Origin of the sequence: Syntrophotalea acetylenica, from assembly GCF_001888165.1 — a bacterium.
GTDB lineage: Bacteria > Desulfobacterota > Desulfuromonadia > Desulfuromonadales > Syntrophotaleaceae > Syntrophotalea > Syntrophotalea acetylenica.
Genome location: NZ_CP015455.1, coordinates 1,212,689 through 1,231,505, shown reverse-complemented (window position 1 = coordinate 1,231,505; position 18,817 = coordinate 1,212,689). Strand labels below are relative to the sequence as shown.

The 18,817-nt window shown below is 52.2% G+C and carries 16 protein-coding genes; 5 read left to right on the top strand and 11 right to left on the bottom strand.

Going from position 1 to position 18,817, the window contains the following annotated elements; all coding sequences use genetic code 11:
- Position 1 precedes the first annotated feature (1 nt).
- From A6070_RS05580 to A6070_RS05565, 4 genes are read right to left on the bottom strand one after another with little or no spacing between them, the layout of a single operon-like run.
- Complete coding sequence (locus tag A6070_RS05580; RefSeq protein WP_072502016.1) at positions 2 to 3,796, bottom strand: calcium-binding protein; 3,795 nt, start codon at positions 3,794 to 3,796, stop codon at positions 2 to 4.
- Positions 3,739 to 6,366, bottom strand: a complete 2,628-nt coding sequence (locus A6070_RS16475; protein ID WP_083568951.1) for a calcium-binding protein — start codon at positions 6,364 to 6,366, stop codon at positions 3,739 to 3,741. The genes A6070_RS05580 and A6070_RS16475 overlap by 58 nt, the downstream gene beginning before the upstream one ends.
- Positions 6,359 to 6,946: a hypothetical protein gene (locus A6070_RS05570; protein ID WP_072287417.1), complete on the bottom strand. Its 588-nt coding sequence runs from the start codon at positions 6,944 to 6,946 to the stop codon at positions 6,359 to 6,361. Before A6070_RS05570 ends, A6070_RS16475 begins: the two co-directional genes overlap by 8 nt.
- Complete coding sequence (locus A6070_RS05565) at positions 6,943 to 8,052, bottom strand: hypothetical protein (RefSeq protein WP_072287416.1); 1,110 nt, start codon at positions 8,050 to 8,052, stop codon at positions 6,943 to 6,945. Before A6070_RS05565 ends, A6070_RS05570 begins: the two co-directional genes overlap by 4 nt.
- Before the next feature lie 279 nt (positions 8,053 to 8,331).
- On the opposite strand from A6070_RS05565, the gene A6070_RS05560 reads away from it, so the two are divergent.
- Positions 8,332 to 9,306, top strand: coding sequence for a transposase (locus A6070_RS05560; RefSeq protein WP_072287415.1), 975 nt, complete (start codon positions 8,332 to 8,334; stop codon positions 9,304 to 9,306).
- A 434-nt stretch (positions 9,307 to 9,740) separates the two neighbouring features.
- Positions 9,741 to 11,105: an ISNCY family transposase gene (locus A6070_RS05555; RefSeq protein WP_072286075.1), complete on the top strand. Its 1,365-nt coding sequence runs from the start codon at positions 9,741 to 9,743 to the stop codon at positions 11,103 to 11,105.
- Between the two features lie 178 nt (positions 11,106 to 11,283).
- Here the strand turns inward: A6070_RS05555 and A6070_RS05550 are convergent, their stop codons facing one another.
- The 6 genes from A6070_RS05550 to A6070_RS05525 form a co-directional block, all read right to left on the bottom strand.
- Positions 11,284 to 11,799: an alpha/beta hydrolase family protein gene (locus tag A6070_RS05550; RefSeq protein ID WP_072287414.1), complete on the bottom strand. Its 516-nt coding sequence runs from the start codon at positions 11,797 to 11,799 to the stop codon at positions 11,284 to 11,286.
- Positions 11,789 to 12,580 carry a hypothetical protein gene (locus tag A6070_RS05545; RefSeq protein WP_145926425.1) on the bottom strand — a complete coding sequence of 264 codons (792 nt, stop codon included), beginning with the start codon at positions 12,578 to 12,580 and terminating at the stop codon, positions 11,789 to 11,791. The genes A6070_RS05550 and A6070_RS05545 overlap by 11 nt, the downstream gene beginning before the upstream one ends.
- Positions 12,577 to 13,044: a hypothetical protein gene (locus A6070_RS05540; protein ID WP_072287412.1), complete on the bottom strand. Its 468-nt coding sequence runs from the start codon at positions 13,042 to 13,044 to the stop codon at positions 12,577 to 12,579. Before A6070_RS05540 ends, A6070_RS05545 begins: the two co-directional genes overlap by 4 nt.
- 171 nt (positions 13,045 to 13,215) lie before the next feature.
- Complete coding sequence (locus A6070_RS05535) at positions 13,216 to 14,580, bottom strand: ISNCY family transposase (RefSeq protein ID WP_072286075.1); 1,365 nt, start codon at positions 14,578 to 14,580, stop codon at positions 13,216 to 13,218.
- A 138-nt stretch (positions 14,581 to 14,718) separates the two neighbouring features.
- Positions 14,719 to 15,240, bottom strand: coding sequence for an alpha/beta hydrolase family protein (locus tag A6070_RS05530; RefSeq protein WP_072287411.1), 522 nt, complete (start codon positions 15,238 to 15,240; stop codon positions 14,719 to 14,721).
- Positions 15,240 to 16,013, bottom strand: coding sequence for a hypothetical protein (locus A6070_RS05525; RefSeq protein ID WP_072502012.1), 774 nt, complete (start codon positions 16,011 to 16,013; stop codon positions 15,240 to 15,242). The genes A6070_RS05530 and A6070_RS05525 overlap by 1 nt, the downstream gene beginning before the upstream one ends.
- A gap of 259 nt (positions 16,014 to 16,272) precedes the next feature.
- On the opposite strand from A6070_RS05525, the gene A6070_RS05520 reads away from it, so the two are divergent.
- The gene (locus tag A6070_RS05520; protein ID WP_327192004.1) at positions 16,273 to 17,259 is read left to right on the top strand and encodes a transposase; all 987 of its coding nucleotides are present in this window, start codon (positions 16,273 to 16,275) and stop codon (positions 17,257 to 17,259) included.
- A gap of 312 nt (positions 17,260 to 17,571) precedes the next feature.
- On the opposite strand, the gene A6070_RS05515 is transcribed toward A6070_RS05520, so the two are convergent.
- Positions 17,572 to 17,814, bottom strand: coding sequence for a hypothetical protein (locus A6070_RS05515; protein WP_235605412.1), 243 nt, complete (start codon positions 17,812 to 17,814; stop codon positions 17,572 to 17,574).
- 348 nt (positions 17,815 to 18,162) lie between these two features.
- On the opposite strand from A6070_RS05515, the gene A6070_RS05505 reads away from it, so the two are divergent.
- Both A6070_RS05505 and A6070_RS05500 read left to right on the top strand, forming a co-directional pair.
- Positions 18,163 to 18,408, top strand: coding sequence for a hypothetical protein (locus A6070_RS05505; RefSeq protein WP_072287406.1), 246 nt, complete (start codon positions 18,163 to 18,165; stop codon positions 18,406 to 18,408).
- Between the two features lie 38 nt (positions 18,409 to 18,446).
- On the top strand, positions 18,447 to 18,746 hold the full coding sequence (locus A6070_RS05500) for a hypothetical protein (protein WP_072287405.1): 300 nt from the start codon (positions 18,447 to 18,449) through the stop codon (positions 18,744 to 18,746).
- Positions 18,747 to 18,817 lie beyond the last annotated feature (71 nt).

Genomic DNA, 18,817 nt, shown 5'->3' with positions numbered 1-18,817 from the left:
CCTACGTAAAGTTCCCGGTCGTCATTGTAAGAAACAAAAGAAATATCCCGAATATTGAGATCCGCTCCAAAAACAACTTGGTCATTGCCCCCCCATCCGGGTTCGCGACAAAGGATGGGGAGTTATCGAAACTTGTGTTGGCCGTGAAATACGAGTAGGTATCCCGTCCCCGCCATGCTCTGTAAGCCCAATTTCCGAATAGTTCCTCCGCCCCCTCCTTCAGGATATCCCGACCGTCGTTACAATCGAAATAATAGGTATCATCACCTTTCCTTCCGTGGATGAAATCACTGCCCTCGCCGGCGGTAATGGTATCATTCTGCGCCCCGCCCGCCACCCAATCGTTGCCAGCCAGAGCATCGATGGTATTATCGGCCCAGTCGACACCGCGGATGTTCTCGGCCTGATCGGACGACATCATGTCCATGAGGTCATTATTTGTCAGGGTATTGTTTTCGCCTTCGATCACGATATTTTCAATGGTATAGGCAGGATCATAGAATTTAGAGAGTGTAATCGTGTCTTCCTCGCTGCGATATTCCCGGTGATAATTTGAAGAGGCTGTTTGCCGTTCCAAGAAAGACATGACTTCATCCAAGTCGCCGGTGTAACAAACACCAGGGTTGGAAAACGTATCCCCACGACCATGCTTCCCATGCTCCAAAAGATAGGCTAGATACTTTATCGCTTTGTCGCTGAAGCTATTGAAAACCTCTGAATCCAAAATCCAGTCCCTGTCCTCTAGGTCAATAAGTTCGTAGGTATTCCCCTGCCGATTGTATTGCCACCTCTGGGCCGGTCTAGACGCGTAGTAATTGATGATCGTTGAGATATTGACCTCGCGGTTGTTCCAGCTGTCGGAACCATCGCCGGGATTTATTCGCAATATCAAATCATCAGTAAACCAGCCCAAATCTTCTCGTGGTGCGGCCCAATAGGCCTCCAGATCGGCCTTGAGGATATCCCCCTGCAACACCAAGCTGTCGTTGTTTGGTGCATCATCACCACATCCATTTGCAAACAAGCCCCAGCCATAATCATCATCACAATAACTTGTGTATGGGCCCTCTGTATCATATACGATATCGTTCCGATCCTGCCGCTCGAACAGATAGGTGTCGTTACCATTACCACCCAATAAAATGTCATCGCCAACACCTGGCGCCAAAGTATCGTTGCCGCTGTGACCCGACAAGTCGTCACTACCGGCGCCGCCATAGACAATCTCATTGTCCGCGCTACCAACAAACGTGTTCCCGTCATCATGGCCATGATATTCCACGAATTGGTCATGCCAAGCATTGTACTGCAGACTTTTCAATTCCAGGTTCTGGTGAATGGATTCCGCGTCCGTAACGCTATGGCCGGCTAAATCGGCAATGGCGTCCAGCGAAGCCATAACCTCATCACGGCTGATATAGGAACCATCCCTTGTTTCAAAACGCTGCACCCAGTTATTTGTAATACGGAGTTGGTGTTGTAACTCCAAGCCGTATCGCAGGATAAGATCGGGGCCATCCGAGGTAAAAACGATGTCCTCCCGGGCGATGTCGTTAAGGAATCGGACCTTTTCAATACTCCCACCATCGGCAATGATTTCCTGATTTCCCTGATCATCCCCCGGTGCGGTGTTTTTCCCGGTAAGGATATAAGTATGTTCGCCAGCAAAAAGAGACTCCATAATCTCTTGTACCGACATATCCTGTTCGCTTTCAAATCCGATCGTTTCAATCATGTTGCGGTTATTGAACCAATCTTTGACAAGAATACGGTCACTCAATTTCTTAATATCCAGATCGCCTTCACGCAAACCGATGACCAGATCATTGTCATGATCTTCGTATTCGGCTCCGGCAACCGTTTCGCTACCAACAAATACCCCATCTTGGTAGTACCCGCTAAGCTTGCCGCCCCAGGCGAAGATCAAATCGTCTCGACCGATACCGTCAAGGAAGAAAATACGATCACTCCCGCCATCCGACATAGAATCGGCCGGATCGCTGTCCGCGATCACATCCCGGCCATCACCACGGCTAAAAACGTAGGTATCGTCACCGCGACCGCCGTTCAGCAGGTCATCCCCCTCGCCGCCCTTGATCTGGTCCGCGCCGCTGCCGGCAACAACCGTGTCGTCGCCCCCTTTGGCATCGATAATCCGTGGCATAGAGCCGGAAAAAGTCGCCACATCGTCCACATCGGTGAAGAACAACCCTGAGATATCCTCGTAAGAAAGAACCTGCCCATCCGTGAAGACATATTCTTCCACTTTGTTCTCGGGCGTGAAAAAGTTGCGGAGAGTAATAACATCAGCCAACTCATCGAAGGGGACGCCTTCATCTTTCAAGGCCAGTACAACGTCATCGCCTTGTGGCCGCACGATGAGATCTTCGGGCAGAATATCGTCACCGAAAAGCAATCGGTCATGTCCCCCCGCCTCCAGGATACAGTCGCGGCCATCTCCGCGATCGAAAAGGTAGCTATCATCACCGGGGCTACCCAATAACACATCATCCCCGGCTCCGCCTGCCAAGCTGGAACCTTCTTCCAAAGCACGAAGAACATCGTCATCCTCGCTCACCAGAGCAGCCAATATGGCATCGACCTGCAGGATCTCGCCATTTTCGGCGAACTCGACATGCTCTATCCGGTCGTCCGTATTAAACCAGTTTGTAAGAACCACCACATCGCCAAGTTCTTCAAAAGAAGCATCCGGATGGGCCGGGCTTCGTATCCCGATGCTAAGGTTCTGAGTCTCTTCATCCACCCGAAACATTAGATCGTCTAAAGTAATTCCCGATTCAAAACGCAGCCGGTCCGTCTCACCCCCGGTATCCGCCACGATGTCGTGCCCATCGCCACGGCTGAAGAAATAACCGTCATCCCCAAGGCCACCGTCCAGGGTGTCATCCCCCGTGCCGCCATCGAGGTGATCAGATTGATTGCCACCAACGAGCTCATCATTAAGGCTGGTGCCGAACAGTGACTCGCCACTGTCGTCACCCACCCGGACAGCTGCTTCGATTCGTTCGTAAGTCAAGGTGGTTGAGTCCCTCTCGAATTGGATCAAAGGCCTGGCAGTCGTCTCTCGGAAATAGTTGAAAACGGTCAAAACGTCACTACCTACCTCCAGAACCAGGTCATCGGAATCCATTCCGAGTCTTCTAGCTCTTATATCATTGGGCATGATGCTCAGACCGAACTGAATCAGATCTCCTGTTCCACCTTCACTGTTGCAAATAACGCGATCCGTGCCGAAACCGGGTTCGAAGTAGTACACATCGTTTCCTATCCCACCGGCCAACAGATCATCCCCGCGGCCACCTTCAAGATAGTCATTTCCAACTCCACCGTAGAGCTCGTCTGCCCCCGCGCCGCCATTAAGACGATCGTCGCCGCTTCCGCCATCGAGATCGTCATCCCCCCCTCTACCATACAGGGTATCGCTGCCGGTCCCACCCCACAGGTTATCGTTACCATCTCCTCCCACGAGAATGTCGTTGTCTTGGCCACCATTGAGATAGTCATCGCCTTTTCCACCATCTAAATGATCATTGCCACTGCCGCCATAAAACCGGTCATCTCCGTCCTCGACGCGCCAGGCCTTTAGATAATAATCATAATAGGTGTCTTCGAGAGAGTCGTTCCCCGCTCCACCGTACAGGACATCATTACCGAGGCCGCCGACCAGCCAGTCATGATCGTCTTCACCCCACAATTCGTCGTTTCCTGCATTTCCTATCAAAATGTCGTTTCCGGCACCACCGAAGAGCAGATCGTCCCCCGCTTCGGTATCCACATTCCCCCCGCATTGCTACTAAAATGGTTGGGGTACTCTTCAGGGGCAAAGTCCATTTGCCACACAATCGGCTCGTAATCCTCACCGATAAGATTCGGTGTGAAATTTTTTTCGTATTGATCGCCCTGTATGAGATCATCCCCTGCCCCGCCAAACATCATATCGTGGCCGCCGCCACCAAGCAGCATATCGTTGCCGCCATCGCCGAACAGCATGTCATCACCCTTTTTGCCGCCCAGCACATCGTTGTCTTCACCGCCGACGATAGTATCCATACCGTAGGAGCCAAATAGGTAGTCATCGCCGTCTTCCCCCAGCAAAACATTATGCTGGTCTGCATGGGTTGAGTAGCCATCTCCCCATATGCGATCATCCCCCTCACCGCCAAAGATGTAGTCGTTGCCCGCTCGACCAAAAACCTCATCCCTTCCCACGCCAAGATACATGGTGATATCAGCATGGTTCACCGCAGAATATTCAACGCCCTCATAACCAGCCCACTCACCTGACAGTTCCCTGACAAAGAGGGTATCAGGACCAGCTATATCGCCCTTGAAGGTATAATAATCGTGATATTCACTATCACCGTCTTCCTTATAGTGGGACAGATAGTAAGTCCTATCGACATCGTCAGACCCTACCAGCGAAAGTTGGGTTCCCGTCTGTTCCGGCGGCTGAGGTTCTTCACCTTCAGGCAAGGTAAGGCCGTAATCCCCATTCTTAAAATTTGCAATGGATAGGAAACCGCTACTGCCCACCAGTTCCCCTGCCTCTTTCTCGTAACTGACGATCATGTACGAATCGGGATCATCCGGCAGCCTCACTTTATAAACGTCGTCATAAAAATGTTCATATTCCAGATCGGCAATATTATGGCCCTGGAAATAAATGGTACCCGTGTGATCCTCATCTCGGATCAGATCATCCTCGCCGGCGTAGTAGACATCCTGCCCCACACCGCCGTCCAAAATGTCGCAAATACCGTCGTCATCGGTTTCAGTGCTGGCACCGTAAAGGATATCGTTATCCTTACCCCCATAGAGAGTGTCGATCCCTTCATTTCCATAAAGGGTGTCATCGCCCGATCCGCCATAGAGTTCATCATAGCCTCGGCCGCCTTCCAGATAATCACCGCCACCATTTCCTTTAAGCGTATCGTTTCCACCCATGCCGTAGAGACGGTCGCCAACATTATCGTAGCCAAGTAAGGAATTGGTACCTTCAAGCACTTCCCCATTATCACTACCAAAAACGATTCTTTTAGAGCCCACCAATTTATTCAGATGAATATCCTGTCCGAGATCGATACATTGAGCTTCGCTGCCGCTGATCGTAGTGTCTTGGATATTGGCATAAATCAGGTGGGCAAGCATTTCAGCCCGATCGGCCAGATACATACCGCTCAGTTGTCCCTTGCCGGTGTTTGGATCGTACAGCTCCAGTTCGCCGTTCTGATTGAATTGTTGGTAATCCGCGTCCAGCACGGCAAAGGGATTGAGGTTGACCAGTGCATAACGGTAGGCGATGTCGCTGCGGGCCAGAGTTTCTATTTCGGAGGGAGAAAGAGAGAAGGAGTTGCCGTTGTTATCGGTTGTGACAAGCGATTTAATGGCCAGATCCGGCTGCTCCGCAAGAGTTGAGGTGATGATCTGGATATCTGTGTAGAGAGCATCGCGATTGCCGTCATATTCACTGCCGACACGAGCAGGGAATCCCGCAACCACCAACTCACCCAGGGCCGACACTGCTGCCTCAAGGCTGTTTCGCGTTACGGAAGCCGAGGCTTGAAGAATCCCGCCAATGGTACGGAGCCCTTCCTCATTGTCCGGGCCCGGAGCCGCAGTGGCGAAGAGGTTGTAGACGGAGAGAGTGTCGGTTAATTTAACAATGCTGTGGTTATTAACCGGATTCAGGCTGAATTCCGTCTCGATGAGCACCGGCGGAGTTAGTTGGGTTCCCAGGCCTGTAATCATGGAGAACCCGGCGCTGCCGCGTATATTCGTCACAACTGGAACCAATGCCGTGTCAGAAAACCCGAATGCCGCTCGAAAAGCATCCAACACGTTGCCGACCGGGCCTCCCAATCCGGGAGCGTTATACATATAAACATCACCGACCTGAGTACTATTCCAAGTTCCGATTGCCGCCGCCAGATAGCCACCCAAGGAATGTCCGGAGACGGAAAAGCAGCTGGACAATGTGCCATCGGCCAGCCAGGTATCAACCTGTATCTGTAACTGTACAAATTGGGGATTCAGGTAGGAAGGAAACCCCAGAGCCAGGATATAATCGGCATTGAAATCGCCAGGACTTTCTGTGCCGCAAACAGCAAGGTGTCGCTCGCCTGTGGCTTTCTCCTCAAATACCGTTGCGGAAGCGCCGGAAAGATCGGTGTATTGCGCGATGACTGTGTAATTGGCGGCGAAATTTTGGGCTTGGGTGAGGGACATACCTTTGCCGTCAACTTGAAGCGCCTTTATTCCTGCATCATCAATCAAGCCAACATTTAGGTTTGCATATGCTGCTTGAGATAATTCCGCCTGCTGAAATAATGTTTTGGCACTATTCATGGCCTACCTCTTTTGAATTTGATTTAGTGAAAAGTACTTTTAACAACCCACCCTCTCTTGGGTCTGGACAACTGAAAGAGGATGGGTGCCAAGGACCGGGAAAGTCCCCTCCTCCTCGCCCGTAGGCTATACGCTCGCCCAACAGTTTACCGTCAGATCGACGCAAAACTTGAAAATGGTGCCTTACCAATGTTGGGTTTTCTGTTTCAGCTCTCAGAAAAAGGGTTTCGTCTTTGACTAGGTACTCTGGCCCAAGCGCATTTTCACCTTGGTTTGGTCGATAGAAATTAATTTGCCCCCACTTGTTAAATTTCTCCGCAGGCAACGCTACCGTCTCATACACCCGGACACCCCCATCTATTGCACACATCTTCCGCACCTTGGCATCCCAGTACATCTTTTTCCCGGCGACCTCCCAAAACGCTCCGCCAAACCAGATTGAGAAAAGGAGAATTCCAATAACGATATGGAGAATTTTTCGGCGCAGGACGGCCGGTTGCCATCTTCGCCAGAGGCGATAGATAACCTTGCCGATAAACAGCCAGATGGCCAAAAGTGCCAATATATAAAAGGCACTCATGCCGCCCACCTTCCGCCTTGATTTTCAATTGCAAAACGGTCTTCAGGGCTATGGTTGAGATTGATCAGGGCGTAACGATTGGCGAGATTATTGGGGGCGTGTTTTGCGATTTCGTCGGGAGGCAACTCCCAAAATTTGCCGTCGGAATCGGTTGCAAAAAGCGCCTCGATTGTCAGTCCAGAGGGGTCGGATAGGGCTGCCGTAATAGCTCGGATATCAGCATAAAGATCATTGCAATCGGGATCGTATGCGCTGCCTGCCCGAGGGGTAAATCCAGTCAGCAACAGTACTCCCAGCGTCGACACCGCAGCCTCCATGCTGTTGAGTGACTGATTAGAAGAAGCTGCTAATATGTTTCCGATGGTCTCTACGCCTAACGTCGGATCAACGGTAGCGAAAAGGTTATAAACAGCAAGAGCGTCGGTAAGATACTTGATCGAATGGTTGCCAAGCTGATGGTCCTCGATCTCAATCCCGACCACCGGCGCAAGGGTTTGCCCTAAACCTGAAATCGGAGAGAGACCTACACTGGCCCGGATATTGGAAATATTGGATAAATCGATAGAGAGAAAATCAGTACCGAAGATCTGATTGAACTGGTCGATCAGCTCACCGGCGAAACCAAACAATCCAGGCGCATTGTACAGATAGGCATGTTCAATGCTATCAGGGAATTCAACGGCTAATGCTCCCGCAAGCCATCCTCCTAATGAGTGTCCTGCTACTGTAAAGGAATATGGCAATACAGTGGATTGTTGCCATATTTCAATCTGGTTTTTTAAATCCTGATACTGTGCTGATTTGTCAGGAATGCCATTAAAAAGAGTGCCTCCATCTTCTACAATTTCGTCCGGGTCGGTTATTTCTTTTCCCCTGATGGCAAGATAACGTTTACCATCGATAATGTTCTCGAAAACAGTTGCCGAAACTCCGGAAAAATCCGTGTATTGGTCGATGACTCGCCACTTGCTGGCGAAGTTATCGGCTTGGTTAAGGCTCATTCCGGCGTTGATCAATTCATTTTGATCTGGCTCACCCTTACTAAAAGTTGCATATGAAGCTAACGCCAATTCAGACTGAACGAAGAATTCATTAATCTGACTCATGCACCACTCCTATGTTCATGTTGATAAAAACTTGTTTTTTTAAATACGGGGAACCCAAAGGGGGGGACGTTGCTAGCCAGTCAATTAGCCGGTTCTTCTTTCCAGACCCGCCACCGATCTCTTTCCAACCCACGCATAACGCCACCAGAAATCACAATAACTTTTTTTAATGTTGGATCCTTGCAGATTTCGGTTGCATTGTCAATTTTTTTTAATTGGTTTTTGCTTTGGGACATTGCTAGCCATTGCTCATTGCGCCCATCTAGGATACTTCACCCCATGCCTCGATCCGCGCGCCTCGATATCCCCGGCCTGCTCCAGCATGTCATCGTTCGCGGCAACGAACGTCGCCCGATCTTTCTGGATGATCAGGACCGCTCCTTTTTCCTGGAACGCTTTTCGGTCCTGCTGCGGGAGACGAATACCGACTGCCTGGCATGGACCCTGCTGACCAATCACTTTCATCTGCTGCTGCGCCCGCGTTCGGGATGCCTGGCCACTTTCATGCGACGCCTGCTGACCTCCTATGCCGTGACCTTTAACTTGCGGCATGAGCGCAGTGGCCACCTCTTTCAGAATCGATACAAATCCTTTGTCTGCGAAGAAGAGAGCTATTTTCTTGAACTGGTGCGGTATATTCACCTTAATCCCCTGCGCGCCGGACTGGTTGAGAGTTTGACCGAACTGGCCGCGTATCCCTGGTGCGGCCATGCCGTGGTACTGGGTCACCGGATGCTCCCTGGCCAGGTTTGCATCGAGGTGCTGGAGCGCTTCGGGCAAAACGTTCAAGAAGGCCGAGCGGGCTACACAGCCTTTATCGCTGCCGGCCTCGGTCAGGGGGCTCCAGATCCGGAGGAAAACAAAGGACTGCGGCGCTGGTTGTCCAAGCAGGTGGGCCAGGAAGAGAACTTGGCTGCCGATGCGAGAATTCTTGGAAGCGAGGCCTTTTTTCAGACGGTCCAGCCTATCGCGACTGCGCCTCTTTCAAAGAAAATCCCGCTGCCGGGATTACTGATGAAGGTGGCAGAGATTTTTGAGGTATCGCCGGAGTTGCTCTCCCGGCGAACTCGTCTGACCGGTGTCGCCGAGGCGCGGGCGGCATTCTGCTATCTGGCCGTTGGTGTGATGGCGTGCAATGGTGCGGAGGTTGCTCGAATGCTTGGGATGTCGCGGGCCGGAGTGAGCATCGCGGTCGGCCGGGGAAAGACCATCCTCGAAGATAATCCATCGTTACTGGACAGTCTTCTTAATTGACTAATTAGCAACGTCCCCTTTAGCCCCCCGGATTCAGGCGCTATGTCTGGAGCAATGTCGTCTCGTACAACCTGCTGGTTCTGGCACGCATCGAACTGGCCCAGGGCTAACGCGACAAAAAAGGCTGTAAAACTCGCCCCCGACAGGAATCGTGCGTCCTTATGCCGCACTTTTGGGATAAATCGGGGGTGCTATGAGACTCAACAATTTCGAAACCCTGCGGATCTGGCATTTGTCTTGCCGCCAGAGTGGCCACGCCTGACAAAAACCGGGGTTTCCGGATGGACACTAGCTAGTGTCTATCCGGAAAGTCATAAGCTGTTGTAATTACGAACAAAATACACGTTTTTGTACTTGAATTCTTGAGCGTGGCATGACAATATAACCCTCTAACTCGTTGAATTTATTCAACTTCAATACGGTCAGGAGGGCTTGTGAGGCGAAAAATCAATCGACAAATGTCCATCTTCGAGCTCATGCATACCAGCGCCATCGCCAAAGAGCTGCGCTGCATTTCGCAGATTCTGGATCACACGCCGGATATCCTCGATGCTGTTCACCGCGATCTGCTTCAGGGTCGGCGCGAGGATACCGGGCGCTGCGGGCTGACGGCTGACCAGGTGCTGCGCTGCGCCGTTCTCAAACAGTATCGCGAGCTGACCTATGAGGAACTGGCCTTCTACCTGGAAGATTCCGTCGCCTTCCGCTCTTTTGCTCGCCTTGAGATGGGCGTTTATCCCCGCAAGTCGATCCTCCAGGACAGTATCAAGAGCTTGACGGAGTCAACCTGGGAGGCCTTGCACCACCTGATCCTCGGCTACGCCGCCGGGACGAGAATCGAGACGGGCAAGAAGGTGCGCATCGACTCCACCGCCATTGAGACCAACATCCATCATCCCACCGACTCCTCGCTGCTGTGGGACGGTATTCGGATCATGACCCGTTGGATGGTCGAGGGCCATCAGCTCAGGCCTCGTCCGGATTACCCATTTTCCGATCATCGCCGGGTAGCCAAAAAGCGCGCCCTAACCATCCTCAATGCCCGCAAGCAGGAAACCCGCGTGGCCGCTTACCGCGACCTGGTGGAGGTAGCCCGCAAGGTCTGCGGCTATGCCCGGGAGGCGATCCCCGTTCTGGGCGCCTACCAGGGCGGCAGCTTCCAAGACGGCTGCACCGCGCACCTTCTGGCACAGCAGCTGGAGCGCGCCCTGCGCATTCTCGAAAAGGTCATCGACCAGACCGAGCGGCGTGTTTTTCGCGACGAAAAGGTTCCGGCCTCGGAGAAAATCATCTCCTTTTTCGAGAGCCACAGCGACATCATCGTCAAGTCGCGCCGCGAAACCGAGTACGGTCACAAGGTCTTTTTTACCGGTGGCGCCTCCAATCTGATTCTGGACTGCGTGATCGCCCGCGGCAATCCCGCCGACAGCGATCAATACATCGACATGCTGGAGCGCCATCAGCAACGTTTCGGCACCATGCCGCGCCAGGCCAGCGCCGATGGGGGCTTTGCCTCCAGGGATAATCTGTCGTTTGCCAAAGAGCATCAGGTCAAGGATGCCGTCTTCTCCAAGCGGCGCGGCCTTGGGGTGCTCGACATGGCCAAGAGCAATTGGGTCTACAAGCGCCTGAAGCACTTTCGCGCCGGGATCGAGGCCAATATTTCCGCCCTGAAACGGCGCTTTGGCCTGACCCGCTGTACCTGGAGCGGATGGCGCGGATTCAGGCGCTATGTCTGGAGCAATGTCGTCTCGTACAACCTGCTGGTTCTGGCACGCATCGAACTGGCCCAGGGCTAACGCGACAAAAAAGGCTGTAAAACTCGCCCCCGACAGGAATCGTGCGTCCTTATGCCGCACTTTTGGGATAAATCGGGGGTGCTATGAGACTCAACAATTTCGAAACCCTGCGGATCTGGCATTTGTCTTGCCGCCAGAGTGGCCACGCCTGACAAAAACCGGGGTTTCCGGATGGACACTAGCTAAGCGGCATAGGCGGAAGGCTGCTCAGAAGATTTGCACCATAAGGATTGAAGGAATACCCTTGAATATGCAGATCTGCCCCGACAGCTTGCGTGATAATACCCCCCAAAGAATGTCCGGTGAGGGTGAGCTTATTCGTCGCTATGGAGTGTTTAGCCATCATTTCCTGGACAAAAGCTTTTCCCGCGATGGCTTGGGGGTTGAAATTGGCAAGTCCAGTCAACCCATTGGAAATCCAATCCCGATCACTATTCGGCTCAGTCCCACGGAAAGCGATGACATACTCACCAGTTGGATTTCCTCCACTGTCATTCTTCTCCAAAAGAATGGCCTGCATGTCGGTCCAATGTGAGATGTAGTCCTTTACGGTGTAGGAAAAATTTAGAGCCAAGGAGCGATCTTCAACAGTACTTATAACTTCACCATAGTTAATAAATGTCCCGCCATATTCACTATAGGCAATATCTGCAAGCATACCCATATCTGTTATTGTTTGTTTATCATTTAGCATTTTCATCTCCCTCCAATTTTTTGAATTTCTTGAATAAATCCCTATTTACCCCTATGTGGGCAGGTTGCCATGGAACAGTTTTATAAAAAATAAACAAATTTTCATCATACCCATATATATAGTTCTCTCCGCAAATTGCCCTCGGACTGTAATATCTGTTTCCAAAGGCAAAATCCGGCGCGATCATGTACCATCTGCGCATCAACCTGCGGTTATACGCAATCACTTCATCTGTGTTGTTATCCGTAATTCTGACTTCATCGCTCCAAAGATAGCGCCGCTGAAATGAGGTCAGGGGCACCGGGCTCAGAATCACGCTGTAATTCGTCCTTGGCATGGCTTCACGAGTAAAGAGAGCGCCCCGCGCCGCTATGGCTTTGGCCTCGACGTCCAATTTATCAAAATAGTTCGGCTCTCCGCGCCGCACCTGCCAATCTTCCTCTGTAGCCGTATAGACATAGATCGTTCCATCCGGCCCATTGAGGGCCATGGTTTTCAGATGCACGCCATCCAGATAGTTGCGGATCATCAACAGGCGGTCTTTTTCGTCAAAGCCGGGGTAGATGTTGTCTTCCCAATAGATGCTCTCCGGATACTCAACAGTCTTTTTTATGAAGGTTTTTGGCTGGGGATCGGCTTTGCAGATGCGGTAGGCAAGGATATGGGTGATAAGGATGTCGTGGGTCAGAAACAGAAGCGCAGTTGCAAGCAACAACAGTCCGGCCCACATGATCCTATGCTTTGTTGATTTTTTAGCAGTAGGCGGCGCTGGGAGATTCATGCGGCCACCAGTTCTTCAAACACGGTAAAGGGGTTGAGATTCACCAGGGCATAACGATAGGCGACATTGTCGCGGGGGTGGTTTGCGATATCACAGAGGGAAAAGGGCCCGTCTTTCCCTCCCAACAGGTACGCTGTCGACAGGTCGGTGAAGGTAGTTTCTTCGCTAAATTTTGCAAGGATTTCGTTGTATCGTTTGATTGCGGCATTCAACCCAGGAATGCCATGGCCAGGGACGAGCCCGACATTGTCTCCAAATATCGGCAATACTCCCCCTAAGTGATCATTCCCAGCAATAAGCTCGCTGAATTCGGTCAGCAGGTTGGACAGGATGTCGCCATTAAGCGATCCGCTATCTTGGTAGGATACCGTCAAAAGATTTTCTTTAATCCATGGATCATTCTTATCGCCCAATCCGAACAAATCCAGCACTTGCCCCAGAACGCTAAAATAGCTAGTGTCCATCCGGAAACCCCGGTTTTTGTCAGGCGTGGCCACTCTGGCGGCAAGACAAATGCCAGATCCGCAGGGTTTCGAAATTGTTGAGTCTCATAGCACCCCCGATTTATCCCAAAAGTGCGGCATAAGGACGCACGATTCCTGTCGGGGGCGAGTTTTACAGCCTTTTTTGTCGCGTTAGCCCTGGGCCAGTTCGATGCGTGCCAGAACCAGCAGGTTGTACGAGACGACATTGCTCCAGACATAGCGCCTGAATCCGCGCCATCCGCTCCAGGTACAGCGGGTCAGGCCAAAGCGCCGTTTCAGGGCGGAAATATTGGCCTCGATCCCGGCGCGAAAGTGCTTCAGGCGCTTGTAGACCCAATTGCTCTTGGCCATGTCGAGCACCCCAAGGCCGCGCCGCTTGGAGAAGACGGCATCCTTGACCTGATGCTCTTTGGCAAACGACAGATTATCCCTGGAGGCAAAGCCCCCATCGGCGCTGGCCTGGCGCGGCATGGTGCCGAAACGTTGCTGATGGCGCTCCAGCATGTCGATGTATTGATCGCTGTCGGCGGGATTGCCGCGGGCGATCACGCAGTCCAGAATCAGATTGGAGGCGCCACCGGTAAAAAAGACCTTGTGACCGTACTCGGTTTCGCGGCGCGACTTGACGATGATGTCGCTGTGGCTCTCGAAAAAGGAGATGATTTTCTCCGAGGCCGGAACCTTTTCGTCGCGAAAAACACGCCGCTCGGTCTGGTCGATGACCTTTTCGAGAATGCGCAGGGCGCGCTCCAGCTGCTGTGCCAGAAGGTGCGCGGTGCAGCCGTCTTGGAAGCTGCCGCCCTGGTAGGCGCCCAGAACGGGGATCGCCTCCCGGGCATAGCCGCAGACCTTGCGGGCTACCTCCACCAGGTCGCGGTAAGCGGCCACGCGGGTTTCCTGCTTGCGGGCATTGAGGATGGTTAGGGCGCGCTTTTTGGCTACCCGGCGATGATCGGAAAATGGGTAATCCGGACGAGGCCTGAGCTGATGGCCCTCGACCATCCAACGGGTCATGATCCGAATACCGTCCCACAGCAGCGAGGAGTCGGTGGGATGATGGATGTTGGTCTCAATGGCGGTGGAGTCGATGCGCACCTTCTTGCCCGTCTCGATTCTCGTCCCGGCGGCGTAGCCGAGGATCAGGTGGTGCAAGGCCTCCCAGGTTGACTCCGTCAAGCTCTTGATACTGTCCTGGAGGATCGACTTGCGGGGATAAACGCCCATCTCAAGGCGAGCAAAAGAGCGGAAGGCGACGGAATCTTCCAGGTAGAAGGCCAGTTCCTCATAGGTCAGCTCGCGATACTGTTTGAGAACGGCGCAGCGCAGCACCTGGTCAGCCGTCAGCCCGCAGCGCCCGGTATCCTCGCGCCGACCCTGAAGCAGATCGCGGTGAACAGCATCGAGGATATCCGGCGTGTGATCCAGAATCTGCGAAATGCAGCGCAGCTCTTTGGCGATGGCGCTGGTATGCATGAGCTCGAAGATGGACATTTGTCGATTGATTTTTCGCCTCACAAGCCCTCCTGACCGTATTGAAGTTGAATAAATTCAACGAGTTAGAGGGTTATATTGTCATGCCACGCTCAAGAATTCAAGTACAAAAACGTGTATTTTGTTCGTAATTACAACAGCTTATGACTTTCCGGATAGACACTAGCTAAGCGGCATAGGCGGAAGGCTGCTCAGAAGATTTGCACCATAAGGATTGAAGGAATACCCTTGAATATGCAGATCTGCCCCGACAGCTTGCGTGATAATACCCCCCAAAGAATGTCCGGTGAGGGTGAGCTTATTCGTCGCTATGGAGTGTTTAGCCATCATTTCCTGGACAAAAGCTTTTCCCGCGATGGCTTGGGGGTTGAAATTGGCAAGTCCAGTCAACCCATTGGAAATCCAATCCCGATCACTATTCGGCTCAGTCCCACGGAAAGCGATGACATACTCACCAGTTGGATTTCCTCCACTGTCATTCTTCTCCAAAAGAATGGCCTGCATGTCGGTCCAATGTGAGATGTAGTCCTTTACAGTGTAGGAGTCATATAATGATAAAGAACTCCCTTCTATAGAAAATTCTCCCAATAAAGTGTCATCGATTTTTATTGCCGTTCCATATGCTACGTACGAAATTTCTGCCAATTGACCCATATCTGATAGCTTAGTCCGATTCTCTACCATTAAAACACCTCCTTTGATTTCCTATAAATTCTTTGATTTAAAAGCTCTCTATGCTTCGATGGGAAAAATTTTCTTGCGTGTCCTGATACAACGTCCTCATCAAAACGCTCAAACCCATCGTATCCACACATAACCTCCGGACTGTAATATCTGTTTCCAAAAGCAATATCCGGCATGATCATGTACCACCTGCGCATCAGCCTGCGATTATATGCGATCACCTCATCTGTTTTGTTATCCGTAATTCTGACTTCATCGCTCCAAAGATAGCGGCGCTGAAATGAGGTCAGGGGCGCCGGGCTCAGAATCACGCTGTAATTCGTCCTTGGCATGGCTTCACGAGTAAACGTAGTTCCCCGCTCCGCTATCGCTTTGGCCTCGGTGTTCAACCTGTCAAAATAGTTCGGTTCGCCGCGCCGTGCCTGCCAGTCTTCTTCTGTTGCGGTATAGACATGGATCGTTCCATCCGGCCCATTGAGTGCCATGGTTTTCAGGTGAACCCCATCCAGATAGTTGCGGATCATCAACAGGCGGTCCTCTCCGTCAAAACCGGGATAGATGTTGTCTTCCCAATAAATGCTCTCTGGATAATCGACAGTCTTTTTGATGAAGGTTTTTGGCTGGGGACCGGCTTTGCAGATTCGGTAGGCAAGGATATGGGTGATAATGATGTCGTGAGTAAGAGCCAACATCCCCAAAAGGAGCAGCGATGCTGCTGTCCAAAGCCAGACATTTTTTCTTTTGGCAGCGGGTTGCGTTCGCAAGGAATTCATAAGGTTTTCTCGCTTTCCAAAGGTTGTGTGCAACCACCAGCAGAGGTAGGCCATGAAGGAACCAGGGGCCGTTGCCAGTCAATTAGCCACTTTTTCCTCCCTGTCCCGCTCACTGCTCTTTTCACCCCGTCGGCATGTTTCCATCCAGGATGGAGGTTATGTTTTTAATTTCTAATGTGGGATATTTACAAATCCGGAAACTGATGTCAAACATTTTTAATTGATGTATTCTTTTGGACATTAATAACCAGCACCCTTTCTGATAAATTCCCTCCCTGCCTCAGCCCGTCTCGATATATCCGGCCTGCTCCAGCATGTCATCGTTCGCGGCAATGAACGTCGCCCGATCTTTCTGGATGATCAGGACCGCTCCTTTTTCCTGGAACGCTTTTCGGTCCTGCTGCGGGAGACGAATACCGACTGCCTGGCATGGGCCCTGCTGACCAATCACCTTCATCTGCTGCTGCGCCCGCGTTCGGGATGCCTGGCCACTTTCATGCGACGCTTGCTGACCTCCTATGCCGTGACCTTTAACTTGCGGCATGAGCGCAGTGGCCACCTCTTTCAGAATCGATACAAATCCTTTGTCTGTGAAGAAGAGAACTATTTCCTCGAACTTGTGCGCTACGTACATCTCAATCCCCTGCGCGCCGGACTGGTTGAGAGTTTGACCGAACTGGCCGCGTATCCCTGGTGCGGCCATGCCGTGGTACTGGGTCACCGGATGCTCCCCGGCCAGGTTTGCATCGAGGTGCTGGAGCGCTTCGGGCAAAACGTTCAAGAAGGCCGAGCGGGCTACACAGCCTTTATCGCTGACGGCCTCTGTCAGAGGGCTCCAGATCCGGAGGAAAACAAAGGACTGCGGCGCTGGTTGTCCAAGCAGGTGGGCCAGGAAGAAAACTTGGCTGCCGATGCGAGAATTCTTGGAAGCGAGGCCTTTTTTCAGACGGTCCAGCCTGTCGCGGCTGTGCCGCTTTCAAAGAAAATCCCGCTGCCGGAGTTACTGATGAAGGTGGCAGAGACTTTTAAGGTATCGCCGGAGTTGCTCTCCCGGAGAACTCGTCTGACCGGAGTCGCCGAGACGCGAGCGATATTCTGCTATCTGGCCGTTGGTGTGATGGATTGCAATGGTGCAGAGATTGCTCGAATGCTTGGCATGTCACGAGCCGGAGTGAGCATTGCGGTCAGACGGGGAAAGATCCTTCTCCAGGCGCGGCCGATGCTGCTGAACGGGCTTCTTAATTGACTGGCTAGCAATGTCCCCCCCACACGATTGTTTGGGATGTCGCGGGCTGGAGTAAGCATTGCGGCCGGACGGGGAAAGATGAATTGATGGTAGGGAGCTTGTTTGATCGAGTCCAGTCCAATCGGGATCGACTGAATTCCTATCAACGGGAATTGCCTGCGAAGCTGAGATGCCGAAGCCGCCGCGACGAAAAACGCGTTCGCAGGCGGCTACGGCTTTTGTTGATTGTGGTGACCTATCGGCTGTCGCGATATTCAGCAGGTTCCCCTGCTCCGAATATTTGCTTACAAAGTCGGCAAAAATCAACGGCTCTTATCTGAAAACAGAATCCTTTTTAATTTGATCGATGCGAATATCGTATTCAGATTTTGTAATTTTGCCATCCTTATAATCCTGCTCTACCTTGTCTTCCTGACGTTTCAAATGATACTCATAACCACCGGCTCCAGCGGCAGCGCCGCCCAACGCTCCCAATCCGGCACTGCCTCCGCTGCTGCTGCAGCCAACCAGTACAAAAAGCGCCATCAGGACCATTAATGCTCTTGCTGTTTTCACGGCACACCTCCTGTCGTTCGGGGTTGGGATTTTCAGGTGATCGCCAGTGTGCTTCGACCAAATTTCAGCCGGCCTATGGACAGACGGAAATCTCCCTGAAACCGGCGACCCCGTCCGGTAGCGAAGCCGTTCAGGGTCTGCCGGATATTTTCCGAGACGTATTCTGTAATACTATGACACTGTGATGAGATATCAAGCCCCTTCGTGCCGGCCGATTCTTCGTCACCTCTGGCGCGATAGCTGCAAGAAGCCTACTACAATCCGGCACCGTGCCCGGAGATTGCGTGGCACGACCAGGCCCCCGAACCCTCCAGATCATCAGGAAAAACGGAAAAAAGGAGTCATGACATGGACACCGTCTCCCATCGGAAACAGCTGCTGGATATTGACGAAGTCGCCATGAAACTCGGAACAACCCCGCTGAATGTGCTGCTTTACATCAAACGTGGGGAATTGAATGGAGAGGAAAACGAAGGCAATTGGTACGTCGAATCGCAAAGTCTTGAGGCCCTCATATCCGGCCAGGACGGTGGCGGCGCGGCCCCCTGCACACCGGCCTGCGGTCACGGCAATGGGTGCGGCGGATGCCATTGATCTGCCTGTTTTATGAGCAACCACAAGCAGGAGATGTTATGAATGTAACGATAAAGCCTTCGGATTTATGGTATAAGTATGCGCGCAAAAAAGAAACCCGCGACCGTCCCCGGTTTGCGGGAGCCCCGGACGACCTGCCGTTTGACGCCGATAATCTTTACGAAGTCATTCCCATGTTCGAAGCCGTCATGAACACTCTGGAAACGTGCAGCGAACATGTCCTTCGCGAACTCGAGGAGATTCTCAATCGCGGAGTGCCGGGGTTTTTGACCAGGCGCGACGAAGTGTACGATTATCTTCTCGGATGCATAGAAGAGGTCCTGTTCGAGGACGGGTAAGCACGCAGGACGCCACCCAGGTCATCGACCCTGGCAACGGCATCCTGCGCCTTCCCGCGCCATGCTCCAGA

What these genes read in the sequence shown, in the direction of transcription:
- A6070_RS05540 (WP_072287412.1), bottom strand. Translation starts at nt 13,044, where the DNA reads ATGGACACTAGCTATTTTAGCGTTCTGGGGCAAGTGCTGGATTTGTTC.
- A6070_RS05505 (WP_072287406.1), top strand. Translation starts at nt 18,163, where the DNA reads ATGGACACCGTCTCCCATCGGAAACAGCTGCTGGATATTGACGAAGTC.
- A6070_RS05560 (WP_072287415.1), top strand. Translation starts at nt 8,332, where the DNA reads ATGCCTCGATCCGCGCGCCTCGATATCCCCGGCCTGCTCCAGCATGTC.
- A6070_RS05550 (WP_072287414.1), bottom strand. Translation starts at nt 11,799, where the DNA reads ATGCTAAATGATAAACAAACAATAACAGATATGGGTATGCTTGCAGAT.
- A6070_RS05525 (WP_072502012.1), bottom strand. Translation starts at nt 16,013, where the DNA reads ATGAATTCCTTGCGAACGCAACCCGCTGCCAAAAGAAAAAATGTCTGG.
- A6070_RS05500 (WP_072287405.1), top strand. Translation starts at nt 18,447, where the DNA reads ATGAATGTAACGATAAAGCCTTCGGATTTATGGTATAAGTATGCGCGC.
- A6070_RS05565 (WP_072287416.1), bottom strand. Translation starts at nt 8,052, where the DNA reads ATGAGTCAGATTAATGAATTCTTCGTTCAGTCTGAATTGGCGTTAGCT.
- A6070_RS16475 (WP_083568951.1), bottom strand. Translation starts at nt 6,366, where the DNA reads ATGAATAGTGCCAAAACATTATTTCAGCAGGCGGAATTATCTCAAGCA.
- A6070_RS05545 (WP_145926425.1), bottom strand. Translation starts at nt 12,580, where the DNA reads ATGAATCTCCCAGCGCCGCCTACTGCTAAAAAATCAACAAAGCATAGG.
- A6070_RS05530 (WP_072287411.1), bottom strand. Translation starts at nt 15,240, where the DNA reads ATGGTAGAGAATCGGACTAAGCTATCAGATATGGGTCAATTGGCAGAA.
- A6070_RS05570 (WP_072287417.1), bottom strand. Translation starts at nt 6,946, where the DNA reads ATGAGTGCCTTTTATATATTGGCACTTTTGGCCATCTGGCTGTTTATC.